This is a genomic window from Nocardia sp. NPDC059228 (assembly GCF_042754245.1).
Lineage (GTDB): Bacteria > Actinomycetota > Actinomycetes > Mycobacteriales > Mycobacteriaceae > Nocardia.
Genome location: NZ_JBHZAL010000003.1, coordinates 261,315 through 277,354, shown reverse-complemented (window position 1 = coordinate 277,354; position 16,040 = coordinate 261,315). Strand labels below are relative to the sequence as shown.

The 16,040-nt window shown below is 68.5% G+C and carries 18 protein-coding genes; 7 read left to right on the top strand and 11 right to left on the bottom strand.

Annotation, left to right across the window (positions count from 1 at the left end; translation table 11 throughout):
* Nucleotides 1-10: 10 nt before the first annotated feature.
* Both ACFXKA_RS07365 and ACFXKA_RS07360 read left to right on the top strand, forming a co-directional pair.
* Nucleotides 11-568 carry an RNA polymerase sigma factor gene (locus ACFXKA_RS07365; protein WP_379426495.1) on the top strand — a complete coding sequence of 186 codons (558 nt, stop codon included), beginning with the start codon at nucleotides 11-13 and terminating at the stop codon, nucleotides 566-568.
* The gene (locus tag ACFXKA_RS07360; protein WP_379426494.1) at nucleotides 565-876 is read left to right on the top strand and encodes a hypothetical protein; all 312 of its coding nucleotides are present in this window, start codon (nucleotides 565-567) and stop codon (nucleotides 874-876) included. Before ACFXKA_RS07365 ends, ACFXKA_RS07360 begins: the two co-directional genes overlap by 4 nt.
* On the opposite strand, the gene ACFXKA_RS07355 is transcribed toward ACFXKA_RS07360, so the two are convergent.
* The 5 genes from ACFXKA_RS07355 to ACFXKA_RS07335 form a co-directional block, all read right to left on the bottom strand.
* Nucleotides 845-2,038: an MFS transporter gene (locus ACFXKA_RS07355; RefSeq protein ID WP_379426493.1), complete on the bottom strand. Its 1,194-nt coding sequence runs from the start codon at nucleotides 2,036-2,038 to the stop codon at nucleotides 845-847. The two genes, ACFXKA_RS07360 and ACFXKA_RS07355, sit on opposite strands and share 32 nt — an antisense overlap.
* A gap of 168 nt (nucleotides 2,039-2,206) precedes the next feature.
* Nucleotides 2,207-3,016, bottom strand: coding sequence for an MBL fold metallo-hydrolase (locus tag ACFXKA_RS07350; RefSeq protein ID WP_379426492.1), 810 nt, complete (start codon nucleotides 3,014-3,016; stop codon nucleotides 2,207-2,209).
* Nucleotides 3,013-3,561, bottom strand: a complete 549-nt coding sequence (locus ACFXKA_RS07345; RefSeq protein WP_379426491.1) for an alcohol dehydrogenase catalytic domain-containing protein — start codon at nucleotides 3,559-3,561, stop codon at nucleotides 3,013-3,015. The genes ACFXKA_RS07350 and ACFXKA_RS07345 overlap by 4 nt, the downstream gene beginning before the upstream one ends.
* Before the next feature lie 41 nt (nucleotides 3,562-3,602).
* Nucleotides 3,603-4,163, bottom strand: coding sequence for an ester cyclase (locus tag ACFXKA_RS07340; RefSeq protein ID WP_379426490.1), 561 nt, complete (start codon nucleotides 4,161-4,163; stop codon nucleotides 3,603-3,605).
* Between the two features lie 13 nt (nucleotides 4,164-4,176).
* Complete coding sequence (locus ACFXKA_RS07335) at nucleotides 4,177-4,545, bottom strand: hypothetical protein (protein WP_379426489.1); 369 nt, start codon at nucleotides 4,543-4,545, stop codon at nucleotides 4,177-4,179.
* Between ACFXKA_RS07335 and ACFXKA_RS07330 the strand changes: the two genes are divergently transcribed.
* Nucleotides 4,538-4,762 (top strand): hypothetical protein, encoded by a 225-nt coding sequence (locus ACFXKA_RS07330; RefSeq protein WP_379426488.1) that lies wholly within the window; start codon nucleotides 4,538-4,540, stop codon nucleotides 4,760-4,762. The two genes, ACFXKA_RS07335 and ACFXKA_RS07330, sit on opposite strands and share 8 nt — an antisense overlap.
* A 130-nt stretch (nucleotides 4,763-4,892) precedes the next feature.
* On the top strand, nucleotides 4,893-5,588 hold the full coding sequence (locus ACFXKA_RS07325) for a TetR family transcriptional regulator (protein ID WP_354836203.1): 696 nt from the start codon (nucleotides 4,893-4,895) through the stop codon (nucleotides 5,586-5,588).
* Between the two features lie 18 nt (nucleotides 5,589-5,606).
* Here the strand turns inward: ACFXKA_RS07325 and ACFXKA_RS07320 are convergent, their stop codons facing one another.
* From ACFXKA_RS07320 to ACFXKA_RS07310, 3 genes are read right to left on the bottom strand one after another with little or no spacing between them, the layout of a single operon-like run.
* Nucleotides 5,607-7,025 carry a phytoene desaturase family protein gene (locus ACFXKA_RS07320; RefSeq protein ID WP_379426487.1) on the bottom strand — a complete coding sequence of 473 codons (1,419 nt, stop codon included), beginning with the start codon at nucleotides 7,023-7,025 and terminating at the stop codon, nucleotides 5,607-5,609.
* Nucleotides 7,022-8,842: a DUF3556 domain-containing protein gene (locus ACFXKA_RS07315; RefSeq protein WP_379426486.1), complete on the bottom strand. Its 1,821-nt coding sequence runs from the start codon at nucleotides 8,840-8,842 to the stop codon at nucleotides 7,022-7,024. The genes ACFXKA_RS07320 and ACFXKA_RS07315 overlap by 4 nt, the downstream gene beginning before the upstream one ends.
* Before the next feature lie 31 nt (nucleotides 8,843-8,873).
* Entirely contained in the window at nucleotides 8,874-10,331 is a 1,458-nt protein-coding gene (locus ACFXKA_RS07310; RefSeq protein ID WP_379426485.1) for a class I adenylate-forming enzyme family protein, read from the bottom strand.
* 28 nt (nucleotides 10,332-10,359) lie between these two features.
* On the opposite strand from ACFXKA_RS07310, the gene ACFXKA_RS07305 reads away from it, so the two are divergent.
* The 3 genes from ACFXKA_RS07305 (at nucleotide 10,360) to ACFXKA_RS07295 (ending at nucleotide 14,076) form a co-directional block, all read left to right on the top strand.
* On the top strand, nucleotides 10,360-11,772 hold the full coding sequence (locus ACFXKA_RS07305; RefSeq protein WP_379426484.1) for a PucR family transcriptional regulator: 1,413 nt from the start codon (nucleotides 10,360-10,362) through the stop codon (nucleotides 11,770-11,772).
* A gap of 131 nt (nucleotides 11,773-11,903) precedes the next feature.
* Nucleotides 11,904-13,613, top strand: a complete 1,710-nt coding sequence (locus tag ACFXKA_RS07300; protein WP_379426483.1) for a PHA/PHB synthase family protein — start codon at nucleotides 11,904-11,906, stop codon at nucleotides 13,611-13,613.
* Nucleotides 13,614-13,623: 10 nt separating this feature from the next.
* Nucleotides 13,624-14,076 carry a MaoC family dehydratase gene (locus ACFXKA_RS07295; RefSeq protein ID WP_379426482.1) on the top strand — a complete coding sequence of 151 codons (453 nt, stop codon included), beginning with the start codon at nucleotides 13,624-13,626 and terminating at the stop codon, nucleotides 14,074-14,076.
* A 201-nt stretch (nucleotides 14,077-14,277) separates the two neighbouring features.
* Here the strand turns inward: ACFXKA_RS07295 and ACFXKA_RS07290 are convergent, their stop codons facing one another.
* The 3 genes from ACFXKA_RS07290 to ACFXKA_RS07280 all read right to left on the bottom strand — a co-directional run bounded on the left by ACFXKA_RS07290 (nucleotide 14,278) and on the right by ACFXKA_RS07280 (nucleotide 15,941).
* On the bottom strand, nucleotides 14,278-14,838 hold the full coding sequence (locus tag ACFXKA_RS07290) for a DUF4822 domain-containing protein (RefSeq protein WP_379426481.1): 561 nt from the start codon (nucleotides 14,836-14,838) through the stop codon (nucleotides 14,278-14,280).
* Between the two features lie 14 nt (nucleotides 14,839-14,852).
* A complete protein-coding gene (locus ACFXKA_RS07285; RefSeq protein WP_379426480.1) occupies nucleotides 14,853-14,999 on the bottom strand; it encodes a hypothetical protein in 147 nt (48 codons plus the stop codon).
* 123 nt (nucleotides 15,000-15,122) lie between these two features.
* Entirely contained in the window at nucleotides 15,123-15,941 is an 819-nt protein-coding gene (locus tag ACFXKA_RS07280) for an SDR family oxidoreductase (RefSeq protein ID WP_354836221.1), read from the bottom strand.
* Nucleotides 15,942-16,040 lie beyond the last annotated feature (99 nt).

Below are 16,040 nucleotides of genomic sequence, written 5' to 3'. Positions count from 1 at the left end.
AAGCGGTCGCGTGGGTAGGGGCGCGCCGGCCTCGTGGCCTGCGGCGGACATTGTGGTCGCGGCCCAGGGCGGGGATGAGGCGTCGATCGCGGCGTTGGTTTCCGGTGCGCATCCGCACGTGCGGCGGTTCGCGTATTCGCTGTGCGCGAGCAGCCAGGATGCCGAGGATGCGGCGCAGGAGGCGATGATCGTGCTGTATCGCAAGATCGGAACTCTGCGGGCCACCGGTGCGCTGGCCTCCTGGATGTTTCGGATCGTGCGCAACGAATGCTTGCGGCGAGTCGCGGACCTGGCCCGCCGCTCCGAAACGAGTGCCGAGGCGTGCACCGCCTCGGCCGAGGACGACGTGCTGGCCCGGCTGGAGATCGAGCGGGTGGCCGCGGCCATCATGTCCTTGCCCCCCGATCAGCGCCGGGTACTGATCATGCGTGACGTTCAGGGCCTGCCGGGAAGCGTGGTAGCCGAATCGGTCGGGCTGAGCACGGCGGCGATGAAGTCTCGGCTCCACCGTGCCCGCACCACCGTGCGCTCCGAGCTGGATGCCTGGAGGAAGGCGGCAGCGGAATGAACAGTCGTCTCACCTCGGGCGAAAGGTCTTTCGCCAGCAAGTCCGTTCCTGCCCATCTGGCGCGAGGAGTCATCGGATTCGGGCTGCTCGCCGGATCGGTCACCCTGGCACCGGTTTTCGGCATACCGAGTCTGCTACTGCTGCCGATCGGTGTCCTGGCCCTGCGCGGCTGTCCCATGTGCTGGGCGATCGGCCTGATCCAGACGATCTCACGAGGACGCCTGCAACGCTCCTGCACCGACGACGCCTGCCACCTGACCCGCGTCGAGCGGAACGTCAGGCGCGGGCCGCGCGCACCGACACGGTGATCGCGGCCGCGACCACGATCGCGCCGGCGGCGATGAGAGCCGTTGCCGCCCAGCCGAACCAACTCACCGCGGCCGCGCCGAACGCGGTACCCGCACTGCCGCCGACGAAGTACACCAGCATGTACGCGCTGTTGAAACGAGCTGTCGCGGCCGGATCGATGGCGAGCACGGTGCTCTGATTGGCGACCTGCGCGGCGAACAATCCGGCATCGAACAGGCCCAGGCACGCCAGCGTGACAACGGTATTCGACAGGCTCGTCGCGAGAACCACGGTCGCGGCGGCCGCGAGCCCGAGCCCGGCCAGGATCACCCGGCGCGCCCCGACCCGATCGGTCCAGGCCCCGGCGACCCGTGTCGCCACGATGCCGAGCAGTCCGGCGCAGGCGTAGAGCCCGATGCGCTCGGCGGAATACGAGAACGGAGGTTCCGACAGGGCCACCGCCAGACCGGCCCACACCGCACAGAAGGCGAAGAACCACAACGCACCTCGCCCGGCCGCCAGCCGCAACACCGGGAACCGCGCGTACAGCCCCGGCAGACCGCGCAGCAACCCCAGGTAGCTGGTGCCGGCGTTCCCGGTTTCGGTGGGCAGCACCGCGCGCGCCGCAACCGCTACCACCGCGCAGGCCGCCGCCAGCAGAAGCAGCATGCCGCGCCACCCGATGGCATCGGCCAGCCACCCGCCCACGATGCGCCCCGATAGAATTCCCGCCGAAATCCCCGCCGTGACCACGCCCAGCACGGTCGCCCGCCGCGCCGGTTCCGCGAATCGGCCTGCCACCGAACTCAATTGGGCCCCGACCGAGGAGGCGGCCCCGATCACGCCGATGGCGAGGCCGAGCAGCCACGGTGACCCCACCGCCGCCGCCCCGGCCAGCGCCACCCCCAGCGCCCAGAACTGCGCCGCCACCACCGTCCGCGGCGCCACCCGATCCACCAGCGGCACCAGCAGCGCGAGCCCCACCAGGTACCCCACCGGCCCGCACGCCAGCGCTCCCCCGACCTCGGCGAGCGATGCCCCGAACGACCCGGCCACCGCCGCGATGGCCGGCTGCAGCGGATAGATACTGGCAGTCCCCAACGCGGCCGCGACGGCCATGAACCACACCACCGGCGTCCGCAGGCCCGTAACCCGTTCAACGGCAATCAGTTCCGATTCCATACTTCCGACGCTACGAACACCCCGCCCGTGCGGCTGGCGAGAATCGGACATCACCGTCACGTCGGCAGCGGCGTGGTGGCAATGTGTCAGCGCACTCCTTCTACTCCGTTGCGGGGATGTCTGTTTCGCGATGACTGTGGCGTTGGGCAGGTGGTCGGTGACGGCACGTCATCGGCCGGCGTCGGTGTCGATCTGCTGGGCACGGCGCAGCAGGAGGGGGTCGTGGGCATTGATCAGCAGCAGGTCGGGGGACTGTCTGGCCCACAGCTCGGCGAGGCGTTCGTGGTTGGCGCGAACTGCCTTCATGTCGTGTGCGACACAACGTTCCATCGCGGTCAGGGCTCGTGGCACCGGTGTGAGGCCGTCGAGCTGGCCGTGGTGGTAGAAGGAGTCGCCGGCGTGGAAGATCCATCGTTCGCCGGTGTCGACGGCGATGGCGGCGTGGCCGCGGGTGTGGCCGGGCAGGCTGATCATGACGAGGCCGGGAGTGATCTCGGTGAGTTCCTCGGCGGCGGCGAAGCCGTTCCAGGGATCGCCGTCGCCGGGGGTGTGGCAGACCAGGGTCGGGTGGTGGTCGCGGTGGGTGGGCAGGTAGCGGGCCTTCTCGGCGAAACCTGCCGGCTGCCGGGCGGCGTTCGCTTCATCGGCGGTGAGATGCACTCTGGCCCAAGGTAAGTCGGCGAGGCCGCCGGTGTGGTCGGCATCGAAGTGGGTCAGCACGATATCGCGGACATCACGCGGGTCGAAGCCGAGACGTTCGATTTGCCGAATGGCGGACTCGTTCTCATCGAACCTGGGGCGCACGTAGAAACGTGCCGGTCCGAATCGGGCTGCGGGGTCGGCGGCATCGCGCAGCCCCAGCCCGCTGTCCACCAGCACGAGGCCGGTGCGGGTCTCCAGGAGCAGGACGTGACACACCAAACCTGCGGGGGTGCATGGGGGATGCATGGTGCCGCAGTTGAGGTGGTGGACTTTCATCCCAGCGCCTCGAACATCGCCGTCATGGCTGCGGGATCGCCCCCGATGAGGCCGGCGTCGATGGCCTGGATCGGATTGCTGCCGTCCCAGTTCGCGGCTGCCATCCGGACCAGGTCGAAGACGAGCCGCTTGGTGCCGCCGACATCGGAGATCTCGATGACGGTGCCGGGGTGATGCTCCGTCAGGCCGACGGGCAGGGTCGCCGCGGCGTCGAAACCGAGATTATCGGGGATCGGCAGCACCAGACGGGGGTGGCACAGGGCATAGTCGGCGAAGGCTCCGGCGGTGATGCCCATGACTCGGGTACCGACGGGCAGGTGCGGTGCGAGCAGGCTGGAAGTCTCGACGACTCCGGCGACCTCCAGGCCGGCGACGAAGGGCCCATCGCCCTGCGAATTGGTGGCGTAGCTGCCGTCGAGGGCATAGAGGTCGGCACGGTTGAGAGCGGCGGCCATGACCTGAATGCGGATGGCGCCCAACTGCTCTGGCAGCTCGCGGTCCTCGCGGACCCACTCGGTTCCCTTGCCGCCGATGAGTGCACGCATTGTGGTCTTCTCCTTGCGTTCGTTCGAGGTCATGGCGGGAGTCAGTCGCCCAGGTCCGGAGGTGTGGTGTTCAGCAGGCGCGGGTCGGGTTCGCCGCCGGTGGTGGCGGCTCCGGCGAGGGCTCGCGCGAGGGTGAGCAGGTCGCGGGGTTTGCGTTTGTCCAGCCCGCCCAGCAGTTGCTTGAGGACGGTGAGCTGGTCGAAATAGATCCGCTCGATCGCCAGGTGCTCGTGCTCGTCGAACACGAAATAGGCCGTCATCCTGGTCCGATGAGCCGACCCGGTGGGCGGGATCTTGCCCAGCGGCCCCAAATGGGTTCCCAGCAGCCAGAATTCGACGATCACCGCGTCGTGGCTGTGGCGCAGGGCGATGATCTCGTGGTCCTGGTCGGGGAACGCGACGCGGGTGTCGCGGTAGTAGTCGCGGACCTCGGTGTCACCGTCGTGGACGACCATCGGTGCGATCAGCTCGTAGTGCGGGTGCGGGAACGTCGACAGCGTGGCGTCCCAGTCCTGGGCCACCTCGTCGTGGAAATGATCGAGGACCAGCTTCTCCCGAGCACGCAGCACGGCTTCGGGCGGCAGGGTGAATCGTGAAGACATGGTTGGTCTCTCCTCAACGCTGAGGGCCATGAGTGAGGTGGCCGTGGTGGAAGGTGGGGTGGGTACCCGGGTTGGTCCAGACGCCGGTGAGTTCGCTGGACGGGAAGAACTGCAGAAAACGTGGGTCGGCCTGACTGCGGTCGGCCAGCGTCTTCTCGAGGATGATCGAGTTGTACTGGTCGGCAGTGGTTTCCATGGTGTTGGCGTTGAGCACGATCTCCTGTCGCCATTCCCGCGCCCCCCGCGCCGGCCCCGGCAATCGGGAGTGTTCCGGGGTGAGCGCCTCGGCCGCGATCACGTTCTCGCTGCTGACCCAGATCCCGGTCGAGGTGTTGACCACCAGGCTCTGATTGCCGAACACGTGCCCGGGAGTCTTGACCACGGCGACACCGGGCCCGAGGAACACCCAGGATCTGCGGCGCTGGATCGGGACCACCGTCCATCAGACCAACCTCGACACCAGCACACCGGCGGCGATCTTCCCCAACGCCAACGTCATCGTGCAACGCGACGAGCTCGCGGGTGGTGATATCGACAGGACCGCCCACGACGTGCGCGAGATCGGTGACAGTGTCGATACGGGTTCCAACGGCCGGTAGATCGACCACATCGGAAGGGCCCCAGGGGAAACGCATTCCGGACTCCAATATCCACAGCGTGGGTTTTATGCAGTCGTGACGATATACCCACAGTGTGGATTTAATCAAGGGTGTACGGCAGAATGGCCGCATGACCAGCCCAGCCCCCTCGACGCGCCGGGGACGGCCCCCGAAAGGGTCCGGCCAGCTCACCCGGGCGGGGATCGTCGCTGCGACCCTCACGGTGATCGACGGCGACGGTATCGACGCTGTCGGAATGCGCGCGGTCGCACGCGAGCTCGGTGTCGACCCGAAGAGCCTGTACAACTACGTGGACGGCAAGGACGGGCTGCTCGACGCGGTGGCCGAACATCTGCTGGGCTCGATCGAGCTGCCCGCCCGTCGCGGTGATCTCCGTGGTGACCTGCGGGCCATCGCGGAGGCGTTCCGCGATCGGGCTCTGCTGCATCCCGCGGCCGCCGCGCTGGTGCTCACGCGGCAACTGGCATCGGTGGAGGGCCTGGCACCGATCCAGGCCGTCCTGGAAGCACTGCTCGCCGCAGGCTGCGATCCGCGGGAAGCGGTCCATCTGATGCGGACGATGGTGGCCGCCCTGATCGGTACCCTGCTGCGCGAAGTCAACGCCGGTCCCACCTACGGAACCAGCGACATCGCCGGGATCGCCGCGCGCCAGGCGACGCTCGAACAGTCGGGACTGCCCGCCGTCGCGGAAGCCGCTCCCTACCTGGCGCGATTCGACAAGCAGGAGGAATTCGACTACACGATCGATCTGGCGCTCGACGCGGTCATCGCCCGCATCGACGGTCCGGCGCGAAGCTCCCGGTAGCCGGCAAAATCTCAGCCCTCACACGGATCCGAGATGAGCGAGGGCTGCCTCGGCGGCATTGGCGCCGCACATGCCGTGGGCACCCGGGCCGGGTGGGGTCGCGGCGGAGCAGATGTACATGCCGGGGATCCCGATCGCATACGGGGACAAGGTGATTCGTGGGCCGAAGACGAGCTGGCGGATGTCCTTGGCGCCGGTCATGATGTCGCCGCCCGTGAAGTTCGGGTTGAGGGCAGCGAATTCGGTGGTCGGGCTGACGGTGTAGCCGATGACGCGGTCACGGAAGCCGGGAGCGAACTGCTCGATGCGCCCGATGATCGCCTCGGTGGCATCGCCGGTATAGCCGTGCGGGACATGGGCGTAGGCCCACACGGGGTGGACATCGCCCACCGAGCGTTGCGGATCGGCCAGATATTGCTGGCCGACCAGGACGAACGGCCGCTCGGGCAGCCGACCGGCATGGATATCGCGCTCCGCGGCGGCGACCTCGGCGAACGGACCGCCCAGATGGACGGTCCCGGCGCGGCGGGCGTCCGGATTGGACCAGGGCACCCCCTCCGCGACCGCGAAGTCGACCTTGAACGCACCCGGTCCGCGCCGGAATCGCCGGTACGCGTGGGAGATTCGCGACGGCAGCCGGTCGCCGAGGATCTCGGCCACCGATTCCGGGGCCAGGTCGAACATGGTGAGATCGGCCTGCGGCAGTTGGATGGCCGTCTCGATCCGGATGCCGGTCTCGATCTTGCCGCCGAGGTCGGCGAGCAGGGCCGCCAGCGCGTCGGCGATGGCCTGCGAGCCGCCGGCCGCCACGGGCCACCCGTAGCGGTGCCCGGCGGTGAGGATGCCCAGCCCGATGGCCGAGGTCATCGGCAGGTGCAGCGGCCGGAAGGCATGCGCCGCAACGCCTCCGAACAGCGCTCGCGCCTCCTCGGTCCGGAAGATCCGGGCCAGCGTCGAGGCGGGTAACGGGGTCGGTGCGCCGAAGCGGGCCAGGGTCAGCGGGTGCCGGGGCACCCGCAGCAGGGGTTGCAGGATGTCCTCGGCCAGGGCGTCGTAGCGGGCGGAGGGCGCGCCGAACAACGACGTCCACCGCTGCCCGTCGCGGCCGAGCCCGGCGGCGGTGCGCTCGACCGACCGGTGCAGGACGCCGGCCCGGCCGTCGGCGAGGGGGTGCACGCAGTCGATCTCCGTTGTGCGCCAGGATAATCCGTATCGATCGAGTCCGAGTTCACGCAGGAACGGCGAGCCCGCGGCCATCGGGTGGACCGCCGAGCAGTGGTCGTGCAGCAGTCCGGGAACGATGGCCTCGAGGGTGCGGGTGCCGCCCCCGATCTCCTGGTCGGCCTCCAGGACGGTGACCCGAACGCCCGCCCGGGCGAGGGCCACGGCGGCGGCGAGTCCATTGGGCCCGCCGCCGACGACGGTCGCGGTGGTCATGCCAGCGCTCCGTGGCCGTGCTGCTGCTGGTCGCGAATCTCCGCCGGGGCGGGCACTGCTGGCTGCGGCCGGGTCCAGGTGACCGCCAGCGGGATCGGGCCGTTGGGCAGCCACGGCTGCTCCGCCACGGCCTCGGCGACCTTCCAGGTGCCCCGCTCGATCACCCCGAGCGCGGCGTCGATGACCTGGTAGTGCTGCACCGTGCTGCCCCACGCCTGCGATTCCACCCAGACGACGATGGCCTCACCCGGTTCGAAGCGGGCTTCGCGCTGTACGGCGGCGATGAAGTCCGCATTGTGCAGGTGCCCGTCGCCGAAGTTGAAGCCGATCACCGAGTTGCAGAGGAATTCGCCCTCGCGCACGGTGCGGGCATCGATGTCGGGCAGGTTCTTCAGCAGCACCGAGAACAAGCCGCGGCCCTGGCTGTGCATGGTTCGCCAGGCGACGACCTGCTGCATGGTCACCTCGGCCCACGCCGGCTCGTAGCCGAATTCGACGAACTGGTCGATTTGGTTCTTGGCGGAGCGCGTCACCCTATCCAGTTTGCCCTCCGCGCCGGGGGCGAAGGCCCACACCGCCGAGGCCCAGTTGCCGGCGTACTGCCGCATGGATGGCAGGAACGACACCTTGTCGGGCCGGAAATTGCCGAGGATCGGGAAAATCAGCAGTCCGGCGATCAGACCGAGTGCCAGCCACGGCGAGGAGAGGTCGAAGACGCCGTAGCCGTGCCAGTTCGGGAAGCCCAGGAACAGGAACACCGTCGCGTAGGCGAAGAGCACGTTCCATTCCAGCGGCACCGCCAGCGGGAAGGTCGACACGATGAACAGGTGGAAGATCACCATCACCGCGACGGCCGCCAGGGTGAGCCAGCGGTTGGTGGAGAACAGCAGCACCAGCGGCGTGATCACCTCGACCGTGGTGCCGCCGACGTGCGCCATCACATCGGCGATGCGGGACGGGCGCAGATCGCGCGGGAAGTCCCGGTAGTGCGCGCGTTTGAACCAGGTGAACGGTACCGACGGGCTGTTGCTCACCATCGGCGGCACCACCTGCGAGAAGTGCTTACCGAACTTGGAGACACCCGCGCCCACCCACACGACGACGATGAGCAGTTTCAGCGCGATGATCATGTCGACGAAGGGCAGCACCGCGAAGAAGAACAGTGCGGGCAGATACTGTTCGCCACGGGCGGCCAGGAAAATGGTCTTGTCCCGCAACCCGTTCAGGACGAGCAGCACGATCGGCGCGATGAGCAGCGCCGGATTCACCAGGCCGGAGGTGTTGCCCGGTACCGCCGCCGACAGCGAATCACTGTGCACGCCAGGCGAGAACAGCGCGACCGCCACGCTCACCAGCAGCGCGATGTAGAGCGTGATGTCGAACCAGCCGCGCCGGTCGCCCGCGGTGAACGGCACCCAGGTCCACGGCCGCAGCCGGATGGTGCGCGGCCGCGCCCAGAACCGGATGCCGCCGGTCATGGGTTTCACCTTGCCCGCCAACGGACCCCACGATCCGGCGATGCCGATGCTCTCCAGCAGGACGGTCCACAGGATGACCTTCTGGTAGACGATCGGCTGGTTCCACCACTCGCTCACGTGCCAGAACGCGGGCAGGTGCGAGGTGGTGGTGGCGACGACGATGCCGCCGAGGGCGTACAGCACGATCAGTTTCAGGATGTAGATCGTGTGCACCATGCGCGGTGAGCCGAAGCCGTGTTCGGCCCAGTTGACGGCCAGGATCCGCATGCGCTCCATGAGCGGCAGCCGCAGGAAGTGCTCGGGCTCCACGGCGGGCAGATCGGGTTCGATGAATCCCATGACGATGCTCCTTGCTGAAAAGTGGTGGGAATCAGAGCGTTTGCGCGTCGAGACGGCGCAGCGCGGGTTTGTCGATCTTGCCGACCGCGTTCTTGGGCAGCTGGTCGAGAATCGAGATGGCCACCGGCAGTTTGTATTTCGCCAGTCCCCTGCGGGCGTGCTCTCGAATGCCGTCGGCGTCCAGGGCAGCGCCGGTGGTGAGGGCGGCGAACAGGATCGGCTGTTCGCCGTAGACCGGGTCCGGCCGGCCCACGACAGCCGCCTCGGCGATCTCGGGCAGCTGGTAGACGACTGTCTCGATCTCCTTGGGGTAGATGTTCTCGCCGCCGCGGATGATCATGTCCTTGGCCCGGTCCACCAGGACCAGGTAGCCGTCCTCGTCCAGCCGCCCGATATCACCGGTGTGCAGCCAGCCGTCCAGGACGGTGGCGGCGGTGACATCGGGCCGATTCAGGTAGCCGCGCATGACATTCGGGCCGGAGATCAGGACCTCACCGACCTCCCCCACCGGCACGTCGTCACCGTCCGGACCGAGGATGCGAATGCGCTGGCCCGGCAGCGGCAGACCGACCGTGCCCGGCTTACGCAGTCCGGCAATCGGATTGAGTGTGCTGGCACACGTGCCCTCGGACAGGCCGTAGCCCTCCACGACCGGGATGCCGTAGCGGGCCTCGAATTTCGCCAGCACCCCGATGCTCGCCGGGGCGGCCCCGCAGATGGCGAAGCGCACCGACGAGGTATCCGGGTGTACATCCGCGGGCCGGTCGGCCAGCATGGCGTAGATGGTCGGCACGGCGGAAAAGTATGTGGGCCGCGCCTTTTCGATCCGGTCGAAGAAGCTGCCCGCATCGAACCGGCCCGCGACGGTGGTGCGCCCGCCCGCCAGTAGCGGGGACAGCACGCTCACCACGATCCCGTTGACGTGGAACAGCGGCAGGACGAGCAGGCTGTGGTCACTCTCGTTGAGATCCAGCGCGTCGATGACCATGCCGCACATGGCGAGCAGGTTCGCGTGGTCGAGCATGACCCCTTTGGGCCGCCCGGTGGTGCCGCTGGTGTAGATGAGCAGGGCCAGCGCGCCGGGGTCCGTGTCGATCGGCTCGATGTCGATACCAGGGCCCGCGAGCAACTCGCCCAGCGGGATGACAGCGCACCCGGGGCCATCGAACAGCGCATCGGTGACCATCACCTTCGCGCCGGCGTCGGCCACCTGGAAGGCGATCTCGTCGTCGACCAGCGCCGGATTCACCGGTGTGACCGCCGCGCCCAGCCGCCACGTGGCGAACAGCGTCACCACCAGGTCCGCGGTATTGGGCAGCCGCACCGCGACCACGTCGCCGGCGTCGACACCGTGGCCGCGCAGGGTCGCGGCGGCCCGCTGCACCGCCGCGAGGAACCGGGTGTTGTCGAGATCGGCCCAGTCGTCGGCGAGGGCGGGGGCGGTCGGCCGGGCAGCGGCCCTGCGATCGGGTAGTGCCGGGAGGTTCATGAGTTATGTCCTTGGTGGAGGAAAAGTGATGGCGACCACGGTAGAAATCGCCGGCCCCCGCGCCACCGTCGTGCGTGAACGAAGTTCCGGGCCGTATTTGTCGCCGGGAGACAACCCGCTCGGCGAATCCGCGGCCACCGCGCGGTCCCGGATCTACGGTGGAGGGGTGACGGTTGCGCGGCACGACGGCGACGTCGCGGTGGGCCGCTATCTGGAAGCGATCGCCGCCCGGTTGAACGCCAGGGTGACGCAGGTGAGCGCCGCCATTCGCGACGCACTGGAGGACGACATCGTCGTGCTGCGGGGCGATACCCGCACGGTGGAGTTGCTCGGCGCGAGCGTCGAAGCCAATGTGGACACCCTGCTGCACGGCGTGCGCCACGACATTCCGGCGGACTGCATCCAGGCCCCCGGCGCGGCCGTCGAGTACGCCAGACGTCTCGCGCAGCAGGGTATTCCGGTCAATGCGCTGGTGCGTGCCTATCGGCTCGGGCAGCGCCGGATGACCGAGATCGTGTTCGCCGAGTTGCACGCCATGGACATTCCGGCGGCCGAGCGGGTCACCGCCATCGAGCGCATCACGGCGATCCTGTTCGAATACATCGACCGTATCACCGAGCAGGTCGTGTCGATCTACGACGACGAGCGTGAGCGGTGGCTGGAGAGCCGGAACAGCCTGCGCGCGCTACGCGTCCGCGAATTGCTGACCACCCGCAAGACCGTCGACGCGGACGCCGTGTCCACGGCCCTCCGGTATCCGCTGCGCTGGCATCACGTGGCGCTGGTGCTCTGGTATCCGGACTCCGAGGACGACGAGATCCGCCGCCTGCAACAGTTCGTCCGCGAGCTCGGGCAGGAGCTGGCCGTGGAGGCGAATCCCCTGTTCGTCGCCACCGATCCGGCCAGCGCGTGGGCCTGGCTGCCCTATCGCGCGGATCCTGGCGATCTGGTCGCGCGCATTCGGGCCCGGGTCTCCGCCGAGCCCGGCCCGCCCGGTATCGCCATCGGTCCGGCCCAGCCCGGCCTCGCCGGCTTCCGGGCGTCCCATCGGCAGGCCGAGCGCGCCCACGGTGTAGCGCTCGCCCGCGGACTGCCGAATCCGGTGCTGGCCGCATCGGAACCGGGTCTCGCGGCAGCGGCGCTGCTGGGCGGCGATATCGGCGAAACCCGCGAGTGGGTGGGCGAGGTGCTGGGAAATCTCGCCTGCGACACCGACAATGACGAACGCCTGCGCGAAACCCTGCGCGTATTCCTGCGCAGCGGTTCGAGTTTCAAGGCGGCGGCCGGTGAACTGGATCTGCATTTCAATTCCGTGAAGTACCGTGTCGGCCGGGCCATCGAGCGCCGCGGCCGGCCGATCACCGGCGATCGGCTCGATGTCGAACTCGCCCTGCTGGCCTGCCACTGGTACGGCCCGGCGGTGCTGCGACCGCAGGGCTGAGATCGCGAACGGCTGCCGCACGCGGAGGACAAGACCGGAACTCATCTTCGTCTCCGCGACACAATGGCAGCGGCGCGCCGGCGGCCTACCTTTCTCGCCATGAATTCCCCCAATCCCACGAGGAGTGACTCATGGTGACCAAGTCCGACCACGCCGCCGAACCCGCACAGGCCGACGAACTGGCCGCACCGCTGGATCTACTGCTGACCGGCTCGGCAGTCGGCATCGGCCGTCGGATGCTGCCCAACAATTCCTGGAGCAGGCTGGCCGTGCACCTGGCCCGGCGGCCCCGTGTGGTGGGCGGGCGGGTGTCGGCACTGCGGCACGAGCTGACGGATATCGCGCGCGGACGGTCCGAACGGGCTCCGGCCAAGGCCGACAAGCGCTTCGCCGATCCGGCCTGGCAGAGCAATCCGATCCTGAAGCGCAGCATGCAGGCGTATCTGGCCGCCAGCGACACCGCCGAGGAACTGCTCACCGATGCGCATCTGGACTGGAAAGACGAGCAGTGGATGCGCTTCGTGATCGACAATGTCCTCGAAGGGGTGTCGCCGAGCAACAATCCGCTGCTCAATCCGCTGGGCTGGAAGGCGCTGGTCGACACCGGCGGGGCGAGCGCGGTGCGCGGGCTGCGGCGCTTCGTCGGCGATATGGCCCGGGCGCCCCGGGTTCCCGCCATGGTGGAGCCGAACGCCTTCACGGTGGGCGAGAACGTGGCGGTCACGCCGGGTTCGGTGGTGCTGCGCACCGAAGTCTTCGAGCTGATCCAGTACACGCCGCAGACCCCGCGGGTGCACACGGTCCCCTTGCTCATGGTGCCGCCGGTGATCAACAAGTACTACATCATGGATATCGCGCCGCACCGCAGCATGATCGAGTACTTCCTGTCGCAGGGCCAGCAGGTGTTCGCCATATCGTGGCGCAATCCCTCCGCCGCGCAACGGGATTGGGGTTTCGACACCTACGGCCAGGCCATCATCGACGTGCTCGGCGCCGTCGAGACGATCACCGGTTCCGAACGCACCCACCTGCAGGCGTCGTGCTCCGGCGGCATCCTGGCGGCCATGACCGCGGCCCACCTCACCGAGATCGGGGAGGACCACCGGCTGGCCGGGCTGACCCTGATGGTGACCGTCCTCGACCAGGCCCGCGCCGGATTCGCCGCGGCCGCCATCGACGAGGAGACCGCCAAGACGGCCATCGCGGTCTCCCAGCGCAAGGGCTACCTGGACGGCCGCTCGCTGGCCGAGGTGTTCGCCTGGCTGCGGCCCACCGATCTGGTCTGGCGGTACTGGGTCAACAACTATCTGCAGGGCCGCGCGCCCGCGCCCTTCGACGTGCTGTTCTGGAATGCCGACACCACCCGCATGACCGCCGCCCTGCACCGCGACATGGTGCTGATGGGTGTGCACAACTCGCTCACCGTCCCCGGAGGCGTGCACATGCTCGGCACGCCCGTGGACCTGTCGCGGGTGACCGTGGACACCTACGTGGTGGCCGGGCTCGCCGACCACATCTCGCCGTGGCAGGCCTGCTATCGCAGCGCCCGGCTGCTGGGCAGCAAGGATTGCCGATTCGTGTTGTCCACCAGCGGCCATATCGCCGCGCTGGTGAATCCGCCCGGAAATCCGAAGGCCGCCTATCGCGTCGGCGCGCCCGACGACGCCGATCCGGCCGCATGGGTGGACAACGCCGCGCAGCAGGCCGATTCGTGGTGGCCCGACTTCGCGCACTGGCTCGCCGAACGCAGCGGACCGGACCGGGACGCACCGGCGACGCTCGGCGCCCCCGATCTGCCGGCACAGGACCCGGCCCCCGGCACCTACGTGCTCACTCACTGAAAGGCATACCGTGACAACACGACTCGACTCACCCGCCGACCTGATCGGCCTGACCGGACAGCAACTCGGTACCACCGAATGGATCGAGATCACCCAGCCGCAGGTGCAACTGTTCGCCGACGCCACCGGCGATCACCAATGGATCCACACCGATCCGCGGCGGGCCGCCGACGGGCCCTTCAACGGCACCATCGCGCACGGTTATCTCACGCTCTCACTGGCGCCGGCGATGATCGCCGACGTCCTCGAGATCTGCGACCTCACCGCGGCGCTGAACTACGGCCTGAACAAGGTGCGCTTCCCCGCGCCGGTGCCGGTGGGGTCCAAGATTCGGGCGGTGGTGACGCTGACTGCCGCCCAGCGGAAGACCTCCGGCGTGGAGGCGGTGTTCGGCCTCACCTATGAGATCGACGGCAGCAACCGTCCCGCCTGCGTCGCCGACGTCGTGGTGCTCTACCCGTGAGCACGCGCCGATGCCCGCCAACGACGTCGAGCAACGGCTCATTCCCGTACTGGGACAACAGATTCGGGTCCGGGTGCACCGCGGTGCTGTGCAACGGGATCGGGGCCGCGTTCCCGATAGGGCACACAGCGGTGCGAATCGACCGCACCGCCCGCGCCATCAGCAGAGGACGCGGGCGGCATTCGTCTGCCGGAGTGCGGATTACCTGGTGGGTTCGGGGTGGGTCGTCGGGGTGTGGATGATGTCGAAGTAGACGGTCTTGTCGTCCGCCGTGGGATAGACGCGGTAGGTGAAGTCCTTGTCGTTCAAGGTGACGATGTCGACCACGCGGGTGAATTGTTCTTGGCCCGCATCATTTTTCGCGACGATGGTGCGAGTTCTGCCGTCCGGGGAGACGGACCAGTCGCCGTGCATTTTCGGGGTGTCGTCGAGGTTGAACATCGTGAAGGTGCCGTCGGCCTTGAAGTAGGCGAAGCCGACGTAGTTTGTGACATTGTCGTCGGTGAGGGGGACCGCGGCGCCGTGGGCGTCGGTCGCGGAGGTGGTCTCCCAGGGTGTGGCGGCCAGCATGGCCGCGGGCGAGCCCGGCGTGACCGCCGCGGATGTCGAGGTGACCGCCACGGATGCCGAGGTGGGCGCCGCACCGGAGGTGGTGGTCGGGATCGGCTCGCTGCTGTTGCTACTGCAAGCGCCGAGCAGGCCGACCGCCGCGAGGGCCATGGCAAGAGTCGCGATCTTTTTCGTCATCTCTTTACCTGTCATCGGACTCACTGTAGTTATCCGCTGGCGAGACTCCGCTCGACGAAACGCTGGCAAGCCTGCACCGCCGCGGCGAGGTCGAAGGCGTCGGGCGCGATGAGGTGCTGGGCGGCGACGCCGCGGGCCATGCCGGTCAAGGCGATCAGGCCACCAGGCGGGGGCAAGACGGCAACCCGTGAACCGAAACGACATCCGCCCATGTGGATCGAGACCCACACGGGCGGATGAAATCCGGACTCAGTGCCGCGGCGGCGATTCCGACCGGTTCATGGACCGGACTCGCATGTTCAGTTACCTTGGGCCGCAGCCGAAATCGGCTGCCACTTCCGCCAGGTCTCGAGCCGCGACTCATAGTCGGCGGTGGCGATGGCCAGCGGGACCTCGCCGAGGAACAGACGCAGCGGCGGCTCGTCGGCGTCGACGACGGCGAGGATCGCGGCGCCGGTGGCGCCCGGATTGCCGGAGCGGACCGCCGAACGCTGCGCGGCGCGGGCCGCGCGGGCGGCGTCATAGGCGGGGTTGGGCGTGGCGTGCCGCGAGGACGGCCCGGACCAGTCGGTGGCGAAGCCGCCCGGCTCGATGAGCGTCACGTGAATGCCGAAGGGCGCGACCTCCTGGGCCAGCGACTGGGACAGACCCTCGAGTGCCCACTTCGAGGCGTGGTAGGCGCCCAGATTCTGGAAGGCGGAGATGCCGCCGATACTGGAGACCTGCAGGATGTGGCCGCTGCCCTGCGCGCGCAGGATGGGCAGCGCGGCCTGGGTCACCCACACCGCGCCGAACACATTGGTCTCCAGCTGATCCCGGAGCTCCTGTTCGGTGAGCTCCTCGATCATGCCGAACTGGCCGTAGCCGGCATTGTTCACGACGATGTCGAGGCGTCCGAAATGGTCGGCCGCCTGCCGCACGGCGGCGAAGTCGGCCGCGCGGTCGGTCACGTCGAGCCGCAGCGCCAGGAAGGTCTCCGGATACTTGGCGACCAGCTCGTCGAGGGTGCTCAGATCGCGCGCGGTACCCGCGACCCGGTCCCCCCGCTCCAGTGCGGCGAGCGCCCATTCCCGCCCGAAACCCCTTGATACACCGGTGATGAACCACACTTTGCTCATGTTCTCCGACCCTAGACAGCTGGAGTGCACTCCAAGCAAGGGCCGAGACGGTCGCGCGGGGATATATATGCCGATTCCGCCACGCGCGCATATTGCGAG